This is a genomic window from Kribbella monticola (assembly GCF_003261635.1).
Classification (GTDB): domain Bacteria; phylum Actinomycetota; class Actinomycetes; order Propionibacteriales; family Kribbellaceae; genus Kribbella; species Kribbella monticola.
Genome location: NZ_QFXK01000035.1, coordinates 94499 through 110675, shown reverse-complemented (window position 1 = coordinate 110675; position 16177 = coordinate 94499). Strand labels below are relative to the sequence as shown.

At 68.0% G+C, this 16177-nt stretch carries 14 protein-coding genes; 3 read left to right on the top strand and 11 right to left on the bottom strand.

Features of this window, described 5'->3' with window-relative positions; genetic code table 11:
* Positions 1–367 precede the first annotated feature (367 nt).
* Positions 368–1354: a pirin family protein gene (locus DIZ26_RS26555; RefSeq protein ID WP_112246307.1), complete on the top strand. Its 987-nt coding sequence runs from the start codon at positions 368–370 to the stop codon at positions 1352–1354.
* Positions 1355–1397: 43 nt separating this feature from the next.
* Here the strand turns inward: DIZ26_RS26555 and DIZ26_RS26550 are convergent, their stop codons facing one another.
* The 5 genes from DIZ26_RS26550 to DIZ26_RS26530 form a co-directional block, all read right to left on the bottom strand.
* Entirely contained in the window at positions 1398–2039 is a 642-nt protein-coding gene (locus DIZ26_RS26550) for a phosphotransferase (RefSeq protein WP_112246305.1), read from the bottom strand.
* Positions 2040–3320 (bottom strand): glycoside hydrolase family 18 protein, encoded by a 1281-nt coding sequence (locus tag DIZ26_RS26545; RefSeq protein WP_112246303.1) that lies wholly within the window; start codon positions 3318–3320, stop codon positions 2040–2042. It lies immediately after the preceding gene.
* Positions 3321–3735: 415 nt separating this feature from the next.
* The gene (gene purH / locus DIZ26_RS26540) at positions 3736–5295 is read right to left on the bottom strand and encodes a bifunctional phosphoribosylaminoimidazolecarboxamide formyltransferase/IMP cyclohydrolase (RefSeq protein WP_112246301.1); all 1560 of its coding nucleotides are present in this window, start codon (positions 5293–5295) and stop codon (positions 3736–3738) included.
* On the bottom strand, positions 5292–5912 hold the full coding sequence (purN, locus tag DIZ26_RS26535) for a phosphoribosylglycinamide formyltransferase (protein ID WP_112246298.1): 621 nt from the start codon (positions 5910–5912) through the stop codon (positions 5292–5294). The genes purH and purN overlap by 4 nt, the downstream gene beginning before the upstream one ends.
* A gap of 10 nt (positions 5913–5922) precedes the next feature.
* On the bottom strand, positions 5923–7188 hold the full coding sequence (locus DIZ26_RS26530; protein WP_112246296.1) for a cell division protein PerM: 1266 nt from the start codon (positions 7186–7188) through the stop codon (positions 5923–5925).
* Between the two features lie 142 nt (positions 7189–7330).
* On the opposite strand from DIZ26_RS26530, the gene DIZ26_RS26525 reads away from it, so the two are divergent.
* Complete coding sequence (locus DIZ26_RS26525) at positions 7331–8659, top strand: hypothetical protein (RefSeq protein WP_232828612.1); 1329 nt, start codon at positions 7331–7333, stop codon at positions 8657–8659.
* A gap of 60 nt (positions 8660–8719) precedes the next feature.
* Here the strand turns inward: DIZ26_RS26525 and sucD are convergent, their stop codons facing one another.
* Together sucD and sucC are read right to left on the bottom strand one after the other, a co-directional pair.
* Positions 8720–9625, bottom strand: a complete 906-nt coding sequence (sucD, locus tag DIZ26_RS26520; RefSeq protein ID WP_112246294.1) for a succinate--CoA ligase subunit alpha — start codon at positions 9623–9625, stop codon at positions 8720–8722.
* Between the two features lie 12 nt (positions 9626–9637).
* A complete protein-coding gene (gene sucC, locus DIZ26_RS26515) occupies positions 9638–10810 on the bottom strand; it encodes an ADP-forming succinate--CoA ligase subunit beta (protein ID WP_112246292.1) in 1173 nt (390 codons plus the stop codon).
* 202 nt (positions 10811–11012) lie between these two features.
* Between sucC and DIZ26_RS26510 the strand changes: the two genes are divergently transcribed.
* Positions 11013–12653, top strand: a complete 1641-nt coding sequence (locus DIZ26_RS26510) for a glycoside hydrolase family 13 protein (RefSeq protein ID WP_112246290.1) — start codon at positions 11013–11015, stop codon at positions 12651–12653.
* A gap of 258 nt (positions 12654–12911) precedes the next feature.
* On the opposite strand, the gene DIZ26_RS37990 is transcribed toward DIZ26_RS26510, so the two are convergent.
* The 4 genes from DIZ26_RS37990 to DIZ26_RS26490 form a co-directional block, all read right to left on the bottom strand.
* Entirely contained in the window at positions 12912–13520 is a 609-nt protein-coding gene (locus DIZ26_RS37990) for a hypothetical protein (RefSeq protein ID WP_198676298.1), read from the bottom strand.
* A gap of 41 nt (positions 13521–13561) precedes the next feature.
* Entirely contained in the window at positions 13562–14026 is a 465-nt protein-coding gene (locus DIZ26_RS26500) for a hypothetical protein (RefSeq protein ID WP_157979824.1), read from the bottom strand.
* A gap of 141 nt (positions 14027–14167) precedes the next feature.
* Positions 14168–14914: a carbohydrate ABC transporter permease gene (locus DIZ26_RS26495; protein ID WP_198676322.1), complete on the bottom strand. Its 747-nt coding sequence runs from the start codon at positions 14912–14914 to the stop codon at positions 14168–14170.
* Positions 14915–15051: 137 nt separating this feature from the next.
* Positions 15052–16101: a carbohydrate ABC transporter permease gene (locus DIZ26_RS26490; RefSeq protein WP_112246284.1), complete on the bottom strand. Its 1050-nt coding sequence runs from the start codon at positions 16099–16101 to the stop codon at positions 15052–15054.
* Positions 16102–16177 lie beyond the last annotated feature (76 nt).

Below are 16177 nucleotides of genomic sequence, written 5' to 3'. Positions count from 1 at the left end.
GTCTTGTCCGGATCCCCGCTTCTTGTCCGGATCTCCACTTTGCTGTCTGCGCCTCACGGTTTCGGGGAGTCCCGTCTGAAGTTCGGGGAGTCCCGCTTGCAGTTCCGGGGAGGTGCCGCTCCCCGGTCCGTCGACCTCGCCCCGCACCTTCCCGCGCAGCACTCGAACGCGTCACCTCGCTGCCGCTTTCCCCGACCAGCGCCCCCTTCCCGACCAGGGCCGCCTTCCCCGACCAGCGCCGCATTGGCCGATCTGCGCTGGGGGGCTCGCCTCGGCCGGGCAGTACGTAGTACGGGAATGTGGGCGGGGTTGTCAGGGTTGGGTCGGATAGTTTATTCTTGAACTATCTAGCAGCGAGGAGTCCACCATGCCCGCCGTGACCGTTTCCGACATCACCGTGCTGCCGCGTGTCCACCAGCCGGATCCTGCCGTCGCCAAGGAGCGTGCGGTGCGGTCGGTGACGTCCGCGCCGAGCGGCTACGAAGGGGAAGGCTTCCCGGTACGCCGCGCCTTCGCCGGGGTCGACCTGCGCGATCTCGACCCGTTCATCCACATGGACCAGATGGGCGAGGTGGAGTACGCGCCGGGTGAGCCCAAGGGCACGCCGTGGCACCCGCACCGTGGCTTCGAGACCGTGACGTACATGCTCGACGGGATCATGGAGCACCAGGACTCCCAGGGTGGCGGCGGTGTCATCTCCAACGGCGACACCCAGTGGATGACGGCCGGCTCCGGCTTGCTGCACATCGAGACGCCGCCGGAGCACCTGGTCCTCAGCGGCGGCCTGTTCCACGGCATCCAGCTCTGGGTGAACCTGCCGAAAGCCCAGAAGTGGGCGGCTCCTCGCTATCAGGACATCCGCGGCGGCGACTCCGCGCTGCTCTCGACGGCGGACGGCGGCGCGCTGATCCGGGTCATCGCGGGTTCGGTCGACGGCCACGACGGCCCCGGTTCGACGCACACCCCGATCACGCTGGTGCACGCGACAGTCAGCCCGGGTGCCGAGCTGGTGCTGCCCTGGCAGCCCGACTACAACGCGCTCGTCTACGTGCTGGCCGGCCAAGGCACGGTCGGCGCCGACCACCGCCCGATCCGCAAGGGCCAGCTCGCGCTGTTCGGCCCCGGCGACACGATCCGTACGGCGGCCGCCCTCTCGCAGTCGCAGGCCGAGCCCAACCTCGATGTCCTCATCCTCGGCGGCCGCCCGATCCGCGAGCCCGTCGCGATGGCCGGCCCGTTCGTGATGAACACCCGCGCCGAAGTCATCCAGGCCTTCGAAGACTTCCAGGCCGGCAAACTCGGCACCATCCCCGCCGTCCACGGCCTCGGCACCGACCTCCACGAGTCCAACTGATCTCATCCGCGGGCCCGCCTCATCGGGCGGGTCCGCGGATGGTTCATGGCGTGTAGTCGCCGGTGTCGTCGAGGTCTGTGTAGTGCTGAATGCGCGGATCATCGGGGTCGCCGCCGGCCAGTACTACGAACTCGCGGGCGGCCGGCGGGCCGCCGTACTGGGGGTTGAGGCCGTTGCTGAGGCTCTTGTGCATCAGTGCGAAGTCGACGTACGGGTCACCGAGGCCGAGCCGGCTGAGATCGAGGATGCCGCTGAACCGCAGGGTTTCGGGGTCGATGAAGACGTTCGGCGCACAGTAGTCGCCATGCGTCACGACTTGGCGCGCCCCAGGGAACGGCGAGTCGAACGGAGACTCGGTCAACGTCTGCAACTGCCGTAGCCCATCGGCGACAGCAGCCAAAACTGCGGGGCGCTCGGCGGCGGGCCACGGCTGCGAGGCGTCGCGGCCGTGAAGCGCGGTGGTGAGCATCCAGTCGTCCCCGCGATCGAGCACGCGAGGGCAGGGAATCTCCGTGCCGGACAGCCAACTCAGCCGTTCGGCTTCTTCGGCGACGCCCGCGCCCGCCTTGTAATAAAGGGTTTCCGTGGCACGCCGGAGCCGTACGACAGTCGCGCCGGACCATCCGAGGTCGACCGGCTCGGCGCGGGTGGCGCCGAACCGGTCGGTCAGAGCTGCTAGATCCACTCAGTGAAGATTACGGTGCAAAGCCGAAATCAGCTCGCCATTTGCGGTATCGCCGTCGAGCGACCAGATCATCGCGCCGCCGAGGTGCCGCTTGGAGATGTACTGCGCCTTGCGCTTCATCTCGACCGGGTCGTCCCAGGTCCAGAACGTCGTACCGTCGAACAGCCAGGCGAATCCGGCCTTGTTGTCGCGGTACACCGTGAAGCCGTCAGCCTTTGCCTTCAGCAACCGATAGTCCTCGTAGCCCGCTTCGTACGTCGCCGGCGCGGGACCCGTGGCGGGCTGGAACAACCCGTGGTTCTGGTTGGTCACGCCGGTCCAGCCGCGGCTGTAGAACGGCACACCCATCACGAGTTGGTCGCGCGGTGCACCGCGGGAGAGGTAGGCGTCGATCGTCACCTGCGAGCTGAACTCCTCGGTCGAGGGGTCGCCCTTCGGTGCGTCGATCGCGGACTGCTGGTTGGTGATCGGGTCCCACGAGCCGTGGTAGTCGTAGCCCTGCGTCGTACCGAAGGTCAGGTCGCGGAACAGCTGCTTGACCTGGAACCCGTTGTCGATCTGCTCCGGCGCGGCGGGCAGGAAGGCGGTCAGGTTGTACCGGCCGCGGAACGGCCAGGACGCGCGGTCCAACTGCTTGCGGTACTCGTGCACCAGAGCCGTGAAATTCTGCTTGTCCTCAGGACGGATCACGTTGCCCGGGTTGCCCTCACTGGCCGGCCACTCCCAGTCGATGTCGACACCGTCGAAGATGCCCTTCGCGGCACCGGCCGGAGCGCCGGGCAGGTTGCCCTTGAGCCACATGTCCAGGCAGGACTTCACGTGCGCGGCGCGCGAGGCCGGCGTGAGCGCGGCGTCCGAGAAGTACTTCGAACCGGTCCAGCCGCCGAGCGAGATGCTGATCCGGAGCTTCGGGAACTTCTGCTTCAGCTGCTTCAACTGATTCAGGTTGCCGGCCAGTGGCTGGCCGGCCTCGTCGGCTTTGCCGCTGACGCTCTGCTCCGCGGTGAACGGCCGCTGGTAATCGGCCCACGGGTCGCTCGACACACAGTTGCCGGAGGCATCGAGAAAGCCGAACGCGTAGTTCAGCTGGGTGAGTTTGGCGGCCGTACCGTTCTTGGCCAGGTCACTGACCAGGAAGTTGCGGTCGTAGCCGCTCCACTGGGTGTAGTACCCGACAACACGCTTCTGACTGTGCGCCTCGGCAGGCACCGCGGACACCCCGAGAGGGACCGTCACCGCAACTGCCACCAGCGCCGCAAAGCTCCGACGTTTCACCGACATGGTTCTCCCCACCGGGCGGATCGAGGAACAACGAGCCCGCTCACCATAAGCACCGCCGAATAGTTAAGCAACCTCTCTATCGAAAGCATTTTCTGCAGATCAGATCGACCGTCGCACCGGATGCGGAGATCGTGCACGAGATCGCCCAGTACGCCTTCGAACACTTGGGTGGGGTGGAACCGCCCGATGAGGAGATGCGCGGGCTGAGCGGCGACGCGGGCGGAGCGGGATCTGTTGTTGAGCGACCGAGGCGGGCGGGAGCCTGCGACGAAGGAGGCGGCGCGGTAGCAGTTGTCGAGCGGCGACGGAGGAGCCGCGACTTCGGGTGGGCGGGAGCGGCTGACGGAGGAAGGCGCGTGGGAAAGAAAACACCACCCCTGCCTGGGAGAGGCGGGGGTGGTGAAAGTACGTCGTACTAGTGGAAGAAGTGGCGGGTGTTGGTGAAGTACATGGTGATGCCGGCCTTGGTGGCGGCTTCGATGGCTGCGTCGTCGCGGATGGAGCCGCCGGGCTGGACGACTGCTTTGACGCCTGCCTCGATGAGGACCTCGAGGCCGTCCGGGAAGGGGAAGAAGGCGTCGGAGGCCGCGACCGATCCGGCGGCGCGGTCGGCGGCGCGGGAGACGGCGAGGCGGCAGGAGTCGACGCGGTTGACCTGGCCCATGCCGACGCCGACCGAGGCGCCGTCGGCCGCGAGCAGGATCGCGTTGGACTTGACCGCGCGGCACGCCTTCCACGCGAAGGCGAGGTCGGCGAGCACCTCGTCCGAGGCGGCCGGACCGGCGGCCAACTGCCAAGCGGACGGGTCGTCACCAGCCGCCTGGAAGACGTCCTTCTGCTGCATCAGCAGCCCACCGCTGATCGCGCGGAACTCGACCGGCTGAGCCGCCGAATCGGGACCGCAGACGAGCAGCCGGATGTTCTTCTTCGCCTGCAGCACCTCGACCGCACCGTCTTCGAACCCAGGCGCGACCAGTACCTCGGTGAAGATTTCCGCGACCTGCTTGGCCAGCTCGACCGTGACCGGACGGTTGGTGGCGATCACGCCGCCGTACGCCGAGACCGGGTCGCATTCGTGGGCGCGCCGGTGCGCCTCGGCGATGTCCTTGCCGACCGCGATACCGCACGGGTTCGCATGCTTGATGATCGCGACGGCCGGCTCAGTGAAGTCGTACGCCGTACGCCGGGCCGCGTCCGCGTCGACGTAGTTGTTGTACGACATCTCCTTGCCGTGCAGCTGCTCGGCAGAGGCCAGCCCGGTTCCACCGCTGCTGTAGAGCGCCGCCGGCTGGTGCGGGTTCTCGCCGTACCGCAGGACCGCCTTCTTCTCCCACGAAGCGCCGACCCAGGCCGGGAAGCCCGAGCCCTCAGAGGTATCGGTGAGCACGTTGCCCATCCAGGACGCCACAGCCACGTCGTACTCCGCGGTGTGCACGAAGGCCGCAGCAGCCAGCCGCTGCCGCTGCTCCAACGAGAACCCACCCTCGCCAAGCACGGCATAGACATCGTCGTACTGCGAAGGCGAGGTCACCACGGCGACGTTCGCGTGGTTCTTGGCGGCGCCGCGGACCATCGACGGACCACCGATGTCGATCTGCTCGACACACTCGTCCACGGACGCGCCGGAGGCGACCGTCTCGCTGAACGGGTACAGGTTGCTGATCAGCAGGTCGAACGGCTCGACGCGCATCTCCGCGAGCTGCTCGACGTGGTGGGGCTTGCGGACGTCGGCGAGCAGACCGGCGTGCACCTTCGGGTGCAGCGTCTTCACCCGCCCGTCCAGGCACTCGGGGAACCCGGTGAGGTCTTCCACCTTGGTCACCGGTACGCCGGCCGCCGCGATCCGGGCGGCGGTGGAGCCGGTCGACACCAGTTGGACCCCGGCGTCGGACAGCGCCTTCGCGAGCTCCTCCAGACCGGTCTTGTCGTAGACGCTGATCAGCGCCCGGCGGATCGGCCTGCGGTCGGTGCTCACTTCAGTCGAACCTTTCGTCCGGTGATGGTCCAGCCGTCGCGGACCAGCCGGCCGACCCACTCCACCAGCTGGCGGCGTTCGACCTCCTTGATCCGTTCGGTCAGGGTTTCTTCGGTGTCGTCGTCCTCGACGGGCACGACGACCTGGCTGATGATCGGCCCGGTGTCGACGCCGCCGTCGACGAAGAACAGGGTCGCGCCGGCCACCTTGACGCCGTACTCGAGCGCGTCGCGAGGCCCGTGGATCCCGGGGAACGCGGGCAGCAGCGCGTTGTGGGTGTTGATGTAGCGATCGCCGAACGCCCCGAGGAAGTCGTCGCCGACCAGCTTCAGGAACCCGGCCGAGATGACCAGATCAGGCTTGTACTCCGCGACGGAGGCCGTCAGCGCACGGTCCCACGCAGCGCGTTCGGCGTGGTCCTTCACCTTGTGCACGAACGTCGGCACGCCCGCGGCGGTGGCCCGGTCGAGCCCGGCGATCCCCTCGCGATCCGCGCCGACGGCGACCACCTGCGCGCCGTACGCCGGGTCTTCGCAGGCGTCCAGCAGTGCTTGCAGGTTCGAACCGGAACCCGAGATCAGCACGACCAGACGCGCGGGGGCATTCGGGTCTGTCACCCGGCAAACCCTATCGTTCGAGGTCACCGGGCCCGGTGTCGGCCTCCGGTACCGCGGGACGCCGGGCCGCGACGACACCGGCCGTGATCGCCGCGCCGATCGCCATCCCGGCCGTCAGCACCCCGGCCGCCGGAATCGCGCCCGGGATGCCCACCTCGGCCATCCGGCCCGGTCCGGCCGCTCCGCCCGCGAGCACCATCAGCACGAGCAGTGCGATTCCGCCGAGCAGGGCCGCGATCGCCCCTCGCAGCGCGAAGGCGTCCCATCCGAGCGCCTCGGCCTCCACCGTCTTCAGCCCGCGCCGCGTGATCACCAGCCCAGCGACCACACCGGCGGCCAGTGGCACCACAGCAGTCAGCACGAGCAGGTACGTCGACGTAGCACCGTCAGCCGGTACTGCGGCCAGCAGCGGCAGCGCGGGAAGATTCCCCACCACGACGCCGGTCGGTGCGACCGACGTCCCCACGCCGAGCTGGAAGCCAGGGCCGGCGACGAACGCCACGACGTACAGCAGGACGTTGGGCAGCAGCATCAGGCAGAGCGCGAACAGTACGACCGAGCCGACCACGCCAGCGTCCAGGAGCTCCAGCATCGAGGTGACCCGCGAGAAGTGGATCGCCAGGATCACGGCGTACAGGAGTGAGGCAGTGGCGATCACTGTGAGTACTGCGGCGGCAGCAGCTGGTACTGCGTCACGCAGGCCGGTCGGGGTCGCATCGGCGATGTCCGCTGCGGCACCTGACTCCACCAGGACCCCAGCCGTGCCGGCCACGATCGCCAGAGTGGCAGCGCCGAGGAACGCCGACACGGGCGACACCTTGACGGTGTTGTCCGACGTCAGCAGGGCAATGATCAGCGCACCAAGCCCGTAGGTGACCGCGAGAGCTCCGGAAGCGACGGCCAGCTCGCCGGTCTTGTCGGCCCCACTGACCCGGGCGGTGAACCGGCCGGCGCGGTACAGGCACCAGCCCAGGAACAGGGTCAGCCCGAGCGGAGCGATCGTCACAGAGCCGCCACCGAACGTCGCACCGGCTTTGTGGGCGACCAGCCACACCGTGGCACCGGCGCGGACGGCCCCGGAGGCGCCGCCGAAGGAGGCCGCGAGCCAGCCGATGACCGCGACCGCGGCACACGCCAGCAGACCGGTCAGCAGGCAGGCGCCGGCGCCGATCACGGCCGACAGCAGCACCGGTTTCGTCGGTGCGGCGACGGACGGGTCGGGCGGCTGCGGGGATCCGCCGTCACGGCTGCCTGGGCGGCTCAGCATGTCGGTCATCTGAGCTCCATCGTCGCCCGCGGAGAGGGGACCGCTCGTGCGGACACGCCGAGGTATGGAAGACTTCGGCAGGCTGGCTCTCCGGGTGTATGCCGGGCCACCGGGTACCGTCGGGCGGAATCAGTCAGGAGGTCGAGAGCGAGTGTCGGGTTCCCACCGCGCGCCACGCGGCGGTAGTCGTGCCGCGGCTCGGCAGGCACGCCGGGCGCAGGCCCGCCGCCGTAACCAGCTGATCGGCGCCGGCGCGGCTGTCCTGATCCTGGTCGGTGGCGGTGGCATCGCCGCCGTCAACGCGTTCGGTGGTGGCGACTCCCCCGGCTCCAAGGCCGGTACCGGCGACGACAAGTCCGCCGATCTGCTGTCCGATCCGAAGTCGCTGATCGACGTTCCGACCGCCAAGTCGCTGAGCCCGGCCGGGGCGTGGGCGATCGCTGCCACCGCCGACGGCAGCACCGCGCCGGACAAGTCGTTCGTCTGCCAGCCGCAACGCTTCGCCGACCCGGCCGGCATCCGGACCTGGGTCCGCACCTTCCGCAACGCGGCCACCAAGGAGTCCGCGGTCCAGTACGTCGAGGTCTCGAACGACTCCGGCGCGGCGGACAAGACCTACGCGACGATCACCGGCTGGCTCAGCGGCTGCCTCACGCCGCAGGTGCGCCTGATCGCCAGCTACACCACCACCGGGCTCGGCGAGCGCGGCATCGTCGCGGTCTTCGGCCAGCCGACCGGCGAGAAGACCAGCAACTACAAGACCATCTCGGTGACCACGGCCGGCCAGGCCACGATGGTGCTCGAACACGACAGCGCGGGCACCGCAGTACCCAAACCCGACGGCGTGCTCAGTACTGCGGGCGCCGGGCTGAAGCGGATCTGCGACCAACCCGGCGCCAACTGCACGACCGGTACGCCGACCGCGACACCCGCGCTGCTCCCGAGCAACGAGTCGGCCGGCTTCATGGCGCCGATCGACCTGCCCGTGCTGACATCGGTGAACAAGCCCTGGGTGAGCGCGAGCACCACGACCCGGGCCGGCACCGGCTGCGAGAAGATCGACCTGAAGAAGGCGAAGGCGACGGGGTACAAGTCGCTCACCTACGTGACGCCGGACGCCGACGTACCGACCGAGTTCGGTCTGGACGAGACGGTGTCGAGCTATGCCAATGCGACGGCGGCGACCGCCTTCGTCACCGCGATCCGCAAGAACGTGGACAGTTGCGCCAAGGCGACCTCCGACGCCGTGAAGGTGAAGACGACGAACACGATCTCGGTCGGCACGATCAAGGGCGAGGCCTGGCGGGCGGCGTACGACACCGGCGGCGGCAAGGTCTTCACCTACCGGATCGGGATCGCCTCCAACGGGTCGAACGCGGTCTACATCCTCTTCCCGGTGCTGAAGAACCTCGACATCAGCGACAGCGCCTTCGCCGACGTGCTCGTCCGTGCCGCCGAGCGCTGCACGGCGTACAAGTAAATCCTTCGGGCAAACAAGAACGGCCCCGGGAATCCCGGGGCCGCTGTTGTGTACTGCGTACTACTTGCTCAGGTCCTGCATGATCGCGCGCATCAGGTTGGCCGTCTCGGACGGCGTCTTGCCGACCTTGACGCCGACGGCCTCGAGGGCCTCCTGCTTGGCGGCCGCCGTACCGGAGGAACCGGACACGATGGCGCCGGCGTGGCCCATCGTCTTGCCCTCGGGTGCGGTGAAGCCCGCGACATAGCCGACGACCGGCTTGGTCACGTTCTCCTTGATGAACGCGGCCGCCCGCTCCTCGGCGTCGCCACCGATCTCACCGATCATCACGATCGCGTCGGTGTCCGGGTCGTCCTGGAACGCCCGCAGCGCGTCGATGTGGGTCGTCCCGATGATCGGGTCGCCACCGATCCCGATCGCCGTGGAGAACCCGAAGTCGCGCAGCTCGTACATCATCTGGTAGGTCAGCGTGCCCGACTTCGACACCAGACCGATCCGGCCCGCACCCGCGATGCTGGCCGGGATGATGCCGACGTTGGACTCACCCGGGGTGATGATGCCCGGGCAGTTCGGGCCGATGATCCGGGTCGTGCCGGACGCCTGCGCGTGCGCGAAGAACTCGGCGGTGTCGTGCACCGGGACGCCTTCGGTGATCACGACGACCAGCGCGACGCCGGCGTCGATGGCCTCGAAGACCGCGCCCTTGGTGAACTTCGGCGGCACGAAGACGACCGACACGTCCGCGCCGGTCTCCTTGACGGCCTCGGCGACCGACCCGAAGACCGAGATCGCAGTGTCTTGGCCGTCGAAAGCTGGGAATTGAACTGACTGGCCGCCCTTGCCGGGCGTCACGCCGCCGACGATGTTGGTGCCGGAGGCAAGCATCCGGGTGGTGTGCTTGGTGCCCTCGGAGCCGGTCATGCCCTGGACGATGACCTTGCTGTCCTTGGTGAGGAAGATCGACATGTCCGTTGTCCCTTACTTCGCTGCCAGCTCGGCGGCCCGCTTGGCCGCGCCGTCCATCGTGTCCACGCGCTCGAGACCGGCCAGGCCGGCGTTGTCGAGGATCTGGCGACCCTCCTCGGCGTTGTTGCCGTCCAGCCGGACGACCAGCGGCTTGCTCACGTGCTCGTCGCGGCCGGCGAGCAGCTCGAAGGCCTGCACGATGCCGTTGGCGACCGCGTCACAGGCGGTGATACCGCCGAAGACGTTGACGAAGACGCTCTCCACCTGCGGGTCGGAGATGATGATCTCCAGGCCGTTCGCCATCACCTCGGCCGAGGCGCCGCCACCGATGTCGAGGAAGTTGGCCGGCTTGACGCCGCCGAACTCCTCACCGGCGTACGCCACGACGTCCAGCGTGCTCATCACGAGCCCGGCGCCGTTGCCGATGATGCCGACCGAACCGTCGAGCTTCACGTAGTTGAGGCCCTTGGCCTTGGCCTTCGCCTCCAGCGGGTCCTCGGCCGAGGTGTCCGCGAAGGCGGCGTGCTCGGGGTGCCGGAAGTCCGCGTTCTCGTCCAGGGTGACCTTGCCGTCGAGGGCTTCCATGGAGCCGTCGGCCAGCTTGACCAGCGGGTTCACCTCGACCAGCGAGGCGTCCTCGGTGACGAAGACCTGGTACAGCTTGGCGATCTCGACCGCCGCGACATCGAGCACGTCGGCCGGGTAGCCGGCTTGCTCGGCGATCTCGCGGGCCTTCGCCTCGTCGACACCGGTCGCCGGGTCGATCGAGATCTTGGCGACCGCGTCGGGGTTCGTGTGCGCGACCTCCTCGATCTCCATCCCGCCGGCGGCGGAGGCGATGCACAGGTAGTTGCGGTTGGCCCGGTCGATCAGGAAGGAGAAGTAGTACTCCTCGGCGATCGCGGCGGCCGGGACGATGTTCAGCGTCCGGACCACGTGGCCCTTGATGTCCAGGCCGAGGATCGCACGGGCGTGCTCTTCGGCCTCGTCGGGTGAGGAGGCGAGCTTGACGCCGCCTGCCTTGCCCCGGCCACCGGTCAGCACCTGGGCCTTGACGACCACCTTGCCACCGATCTTCTCGGCTGCGGCGCGGGCTTCCTCGGGCGTGGTGACGACCTCACCGACCGTCGTCCGCACACCGTGCTTGGCGAAGACAGTCTTCGCCTGGTACTCCATCAGATCCACGACTGTGGTCCCTCTCTCGCCTGTTCGGGGTGGGCCGCGACGACAGGTGACTGTTGCGGTGCACGAAAAGGTGTGCTGGGGCACGGTCGCCGGCGCGTTCCGTTGCCTGAGACTAGCCACCTCCACCACCGCGGCGACAGTCGGGGTACGCGCTGAGACGACTGTCACAGCCCACTTGCGGGCGCGTGAAAGGCTGGATGCCATGACTGAACAAGCGAGCAGACCAGTTGACGACTGGTGGCGCAGCGCCGTCGTGTACCAGGTGTACCCGCGGTCGTTCGCCGACGCGGACGGTGACGGGACGGGCGACGTGAACGGGATCCGGGCCCGGCTGCCGTACCTGGCCGACCTGGGCATCGACGCGATCTGGATCAGCCCGTGGTACCCGTCCCCGCTGCTCGACGGCGGCTACGACGTGTCCGACTACCGCGACATCAACCCGGAGTTCGGCACGCTGGCCGACGCGGACGCGCTGATCGCGGAGGCGCACGCGCTCGGGATCCGGATCCTGATCGACCTGGTACCGAACCACTGCTCGTGGGAGCACCCGTGGTTCAAGGCCGCGCTGGCCGCCGGCAAGGGGTCGCCGGAACGCGACCGGTTCTGGTTCCGCGACGGCAAGGAGGGCGGCCTGCCGCCGACCAACTGGCCGGCCGCGTTCGGTGGGCCGGCCTGGCAGCAGATCGAGGACGGGCAGTGGTACCTGCACCTGTTCGACATCTCCCAGCCGGACTGGAACTGGGACCATCCCGACGTGATCGCCGAGTTCGACTCGATCCTGCGGTTCTGGTTCGACCGCGGCATCGACGGCTTCCGGATCGACGTGGCCGACTCGATGGCCAAGGACCCCACGCTCCCCGACGTACCGCTGCGCGACGGTGAGCCGACCCGGGAGAAGTACGTCGGCAACCCCTTCTACGACCAGCCCGGGGTGCACAAGATCCACGAGCGCTGGCGCGCGATCGCGGACGAGTACGCCGATACGCCGCAAGGCCCGCGCGTGTTCGTCGCCGAAGCCTGGTTGTCGCCGGCCGAGCGACTGGCGCAGTACGTGCGACCCCACGAGTTGCACTCCGCGTTCAACTTCGACGTACTGCGGTGTGCCTGGGACGCCAAGGAACTCCGGGAGGTGATCGACCACACCACCGAGAACCTGTGGGCCGTCGGCGCACCGGCGACCTGGGTGCTGAGCAACCACGACACCATCCGGCACCGCACCCGCTACGGCCGCGACCAGCGGGAGGCTCTCGAGGGCGCCGGTGTGGTCCCGACGGATCTCGAACTCGGCCGGCGCCGGGCCCGCGCGGCCGCGTTGCTCGAGCTCGCGCTTCCCGGTGGTGCGTACATCTACCAGGGCGACGAGCTCGGTCTGCCCGAGGTCGAGGACCTGCCGGAAGAGGTACTGGACGATCCGACCTGGGAGCGGTCGGGGCACACCGTGCGCGGTCGCGACGGTTGCCGGGTGCCGATTCCGTGGAGCGGCAGCGAACCGCCGTACGGGTTCGGCAGCGGTGACGGGCAGCCGTGGCTGCCGCAGCCGGCCGACTGGGCTCCGCTGACCGCCGAGGCCGAGGCGGCCGACCCGGACAGCCACCTCTCGCTGTACAAGGCGGCGCTGCGGATCCGGCGGGCTGAGGAAGCACTCGGCGAAGGCCGGCTCAGCTGGGACGCGGACGCTCCGGCCGGGGTTCTCTCGTTCACCCGAGAGCCGGGCTTCCGGTGCGTGGTGAACCTGGGCGCCGGCCCGATCGACCTGCCCGCCGACGCCGAAGTACTGCTGTCGAGCGAGCCGCTGGCCGACGGCAAACTGCCCGCCGACGCCACCGCCTGGCTGAAGGTCTGACAACGAAAGGAGGCCGGGGCTTGTCGGCCCCGGCCTCCCGGTGTCCTTCGCTCAGCGCCGGCGGTCCCGGTCTTCGCGATCACGACGGTCCCGTTCCTCACGGTCCCGGCGGTCCTGCTCCTCGCGGTCCCGGCGGTCCCGGTCTTCGCGATCGCGCCGGTTCCGCTCGTCTCCGTAGCTCATTTCACACCTCCGGGTGTCGTCTGCGACCTTACGCCGCCCGGACCACTACTTCACGCCGCCCGCGGTCAGGCCGGCTCAGGTCGGCTCGCGCCAATCACCGTGCCAGTCGAACATGCTGTTGTCCGTCACCGAAAGCTCTTCCATTTGCTCGACCGAGATCTCGGTGCCAGGTGCCGACAGCCGTAGCACCTGGCCGGTCGCACGGTCGATGGAAATCTCGACATCTCCGGCACCGGAGCTGGTCAGCACAAGCGCCGTCCGCCCGACGGTGATGTCGAAAGACTCATGTTCTTGCCACCGGAGATCCTCACCGAGGCCGAGCCACCCGAACGCGCCGACGAAGGATTCCACAGCGTCCATCACACCGACCAGTACGCCGACCTCGCGGCTGGTCGGGATCGGACCGTCCAAAGAAATCCGCACCGGCACTCCGTCGACGAAATCCAGGTAAGCCCACTCGCCGGTCCGGATCAAAAGCTGGTCACCGGTGTCCGTCTCGACTCTGAGCCGCCCGGACGCCGTCCGCCAGACGCGGTACCAGAACTCGTCCCCACGCAGCCGCACGCGGAGCTGCTGGGTCGAAGACCACCAGCCTGCCTGGCCCCGCAGATGCGGCGAGTCGTGGAAAGGCGGATCGTCATCGACTCCCGGTCCCCAGCGCATCTCCCACCTTGCAGTGGTCACACGGCCCTCCTAGGCAACTCTGACGGCGACATCGACTCTACTCAGCACCTGATCGCGACACCGGAGGTGTACTTAGTCCGGGTGATGGGCTGACCTGAGTACAGCCATACCGTGCCGGACCCGCGGGACCGATAGGTACCGGATCCATTGGTCGCACAATCGACCGAAAGACCAGAGTAGTTGGCGTAACCGGTCGTAGCAGCACTGTCGCGATAGGAGACCAGACCATAGTGACCGTAGTAGTCGAGCTTCTCTAATGCGACTCGTACCTTCTGCTGAAGAAATTCGCCGGTGCAGTACTGCTTCGCGCCGGCGTCGATCAATGTCCGGTAGCTCGGCGGATTTGTGGTGATGTGCGGCGCGTACACCTCTCCCCAGCAAGCACCAGCGGCCTGTGCCGCGCTGGGCGCGACCGGAGCGTGGGGCGAAGTCGCCGCCTGCGCTTGGCCCGCGACTCCGACCGAAGCCAGTAATACCGCCCCCGCAATCAACAGTTTGACTTTCACTGACTGCCCTCCCAGCGATGAAACAATGTCATCGCCAACAGTCGCGAGGGTCTAGTCGCTCGGTCAACGCCACCGCCTGCAATTGCACGTTGTTGCAAGCCTGGGCGGGCTGGGACTGCTGCACCCAGCCCGCCCAGGCAACTACTTGACGCCGCCAGCGGTGAGGCCGGCGACGATGCGGCGCTGGAAGATGAGGACAGCGATCACGAGCGGGATCGTGACCACCACGCCGGCGGCCATCTGGCTGCCGAACGGCTGGTCCCGGCCGGTCGTTCCGGTGAACTGGGAGATGATCACGTTCGCCGTCTGGATCGACTTCTTGTTGGTCATGCTCAGCGCGATCAGGAACTCGTTCCACGCGGCGATGAAGGTGATGATCGCCGTGGTGAACACACCGGGTGCCGCCAGCGGGATGATCACCTTGCGGAACGCCTGCGCCGGCGTACAGCCGTCGACCATCGCCGCCTGCTCGAGTTCGCGCGGCATCTGCCGGAAGAACGCGGTCAGGTTCCACACCGCCAGCGGCAGTGCGAACGACAGGCTGGGCACGATCATCGCCTGGTAGGTGTTGATCCACTTGATGTTGATGAACAGCTTCAGCAGCGGGATCACCAGCGAGATGCCGGGGAACATCGACGTGGTGATGATGATCGCCAGCACCGCGTTCTTGAAGCGGAAGTCCAGCCGGGCCAGCGTGTACGCCGCGACCATCCCGATGACCAGGGTCAGGATCGTCACGGTGCCGGCCACGATCAGGCTGTTCAGCAGACCCCGGCCGAAGCCGTTGCTCGCGCTGAACACATCCTTGAAATTCTGGAACGAGAACGGCGCCGGGATGATCTTGTTGGAGAACTGGTCGCTCGGACGCCGGAACGCCGAGACGGCCATCCAGTAGAACGGCGCCAGACAGTAGAGGACGATGACGGCCACGCCGACCAGCGGCGCCCACCGCCGCAGCGGGCTCGCCTCGGCAGCCCTCACCACCTCGGGCGGCGGGACGGTCTTCACTTTCATTTCGGTGGCCATCAGACCCCACCTCCTACGCTGGTCAGGCCGGCCTGGGGCGCAGCGGCAAGCGCCGCGGCCCGCTTACGTTGCCTGCGGCTGCCGCCGCCCGGCTTCTTCGCCCGGGCTTCACCGATCACGTCGGCACCGAGAAGCTTCACGAACACATAGGCCACGGCCGCGACATACAGGAACAAGACGGTCGCGTACGCCGCGGCCGGCCCGTATCTGGTGTTGAACGCCTCGTCATAGCCGAGCATCGACAGCGTCTCGACCGAGCCTTTGTGCGGCCCGACCAGGACGAACGGCAGGTCGAAGATGCGCAGCGTGTCCAGGATCCGGAAGAGCACCGCGACCAGCAGCGCAGGTCGCACCAGCGGCAACGTGATCCGGCGGAACGTCTGCAGCACGCTCGCGCCGTCCACCTTCGCCGCCTCGTAGACCTCCGCCGGGATCGTCTGCAGACCCGCGAGTACGAGCAACCCGATGAACGGTGCCGTCTTCCAGGTGTCGGCCACAATCACCGACAGCTTTGCCTGCCAGCCGTCGGTGGACCACAGGATCTGGGTCCCCAGGATGTTGTTGGCGATGCCGTCGGCCTGAAAAATCCACTTCCACAGCAGGGCTGACACCACGGTCGGGATGGCCCAGGGCACCAGGATGCTGGCCCGGACGATCGAGCGGCCCTTGAACGCCTTGTGCATGATCAACGCCATCGCGACGCCGAGCACGGTCTCCAGCACGACGCAGGTGACCGTGAAGAAGGTCGTGTTGTAGAACGCGGTCCAGAACCGGTGACCGGTGTCGCCCTTGAAGATGGCCGCGTAGTTGTCGAGTCCGACGAACGTCGAACCCTTCACGACGAAGCCGTTCGCGTCGAGTTTGGTCCCACTGGTGTAGAGCGACTCTCGTAGCGCGGAGACGATCGGGTACAGCACCACCAAGGCAAGCACGATCAGCGTCGGCGACAACAGAACCGCAGCGAGCCGGGCCGTCCCCTCGTTGAAGCTGGTGCGAGCCTTTCCTGGCTTCGATTCCCGTCGGGTATTGACCGGGGCGGTATCACTCATCTCTGCCTCCTTTTGATTCCCGGGCGGCCCGGGGTAGGGACAGGTCGGGGCCGGCGCGTAGCGGGAACGCCACACA

What these genes read in the sequence shown, in the direction of transcription:
- DIZ26_RS26555 (WP_112246307.1), top strand. Translation starts at nt 368, where the DNA reads ATGCCCGCCGTGACCGTTTCCGACATCACCGTGCTGCCGCGTGTCCAC.
- DIZ26_RS26545 (WP_112246303.1), bottom strand. Translation starts at nt 3,320, where the DNA reads ATGTCGGTGAAACGTCGGAGCTTTGCGGCGCTGGTGGCAGTTGCGGTG.
- DIZ26_RS26530 (WP_112246296.1), bottom strand. Translation starts at nt 7,188, where the DNA reads ATGACCGACATGCTGAGCCGCCCAGGCAGCCGTGACGGCGGATCCCCG.
- sucD (WP_112246294.1), bottom strand. Translation starts at nt 9,625, where the DNA reads ATGTCGATCTTCCTCACCAAGGACAGCAAGGTCATCGTCCAGGGCATG.
- DIZ26_RS26510 (WP_112246290.1), top strand. Translation starts at nt 11,013, where the DNA reads ATGACTGAACAAGCGAGCAGACCAGTTGACGACTGGTGGCGCAGCGCC.
- DIZ26_RS26495 (WP_198676322.1), bottom strand. Translation starts at nt 14,914, where the DNA reads ATGGCCGTCTCGGCGTTCCGGCGTCCGAGCGACCAGTTCTCCAACAAG.
- DIZ26_RS26490 (WP_112246284.1), bottom strand. Translation starts at nt 16,101, where the DNA reads ATGAGTGATACCGCCCCGGTCAATACCCGACGGGAATCGAAGCCAGGA.